The 1,099-nt window shown below is 63.2% G+C and carries 1 protein-coding gene; it reads left to right on the forward strand.

All coding sequences use genetic code 11. The features are described from left to right. On the forward strand, positions 1 to 1,099 hold a 1,099-nt coding region (tuf, locus tag ACF8ME_RS25185; RefSeq protein ID WP_392418666.1), incomplete at both ends, for an elongation factor Tu.

Genomic DNA, 1,099 nt, shown 5'->3' on the forward strand with positions numbered 1-1,099 from the left:
GTCACGTGGACCACGGCAAGACGACCCTGACGGCTGCCATCGCCACCGTTCTGTCCAAGAAGTTCGGCGGCGAAGCCAAGGCTTACGACCAGATCGACGCAGCACCTGAAGAAAAGGCCCGCGGCATCACGATCAACACCGCCCACGTCGAGTACGAAACGGCCAACCGCCACTACGCTCACGTTGACTGCCCCGGCCACGCCGACTACGTCAAGAACATGATCACCGGCGCTGCTCAGATGGACGGCGCTATCCTGGTGTGCTCGGCCGCTGACGGCCCGATGCCCCAGACCCGCGAGCACATCCTGCTGGCTCGTCAGGTGGGCGTGCCCTACATCATCGTGTTCCTGAACAAGTGCGACATGGTGGACGACGAAGAGCTGCTGGAGCTGGTCGAAATGGAAGTGCGCGAGCTGCTGGCCAAGTACGACTTCCCCGGCGACGACACCCCCATCATCCGCGGCTCGGCCAAGCTGGCCCTGGAAGGTGACGCAAGCGACAAGGGCGAGCCCGCCATCCTGCGTCTGGCTGAAGCCCTGGACACCTACATCCCCACGCCCGAGCGCGCTGTGGACGGTGCCTTCGCAATGCCCGTGGAAGACGTGTTCTCGATCTCCGGCCGTGGCACCGTGGTGACCGGTCGCGTTGAGCGCGGCATCATCAAGGTCGGCGAAGAAATCGAAATCGTCGGTATCCGCGACACCCAGAAGACCATCGTCACCGGCGTGGAAATGTTCCGCAAGCTGCTGGACCAAGGCCAGGCTGGCGACAACGTGGGCCTGCTGCTGCGCGGCACCAAGCGTGAAGACGTGGAACGCGGCCAAGTGCTGTGCAAGCCCGGCTCCATCAAGCCCCACACCCACTTCACGGCTGAGGTGTACGTGCTGTCCAAGGACGAAGGTGGCCGCCACACTCCGTTCTTCAACAACTACCGTCCCCAGTTCTATTTCCGCACGACCGACGTGACCGGCTCCATCGAGCTGCCCGCCGACAAGGAAATGGTGATGCCTGGCGATAACGTGTCGATCACCGTCAAGCTGATCGCCCCCATCGCCATGGAAGAAGGTCTGCGCTTCGCTATCCGCGAAGGCGGCCGTAC

The sequence above is a fragment of the Delftia sp. WSY_7 genome, from assembly GCF_043104845.1.
Classification (GTDB): Bacteria; Pseudomonadota; Gammaproteobacteria; order Burkholderiales; family Burkholderiaceae_C; genus Comamonas; species Comamonas tsuruhatensis.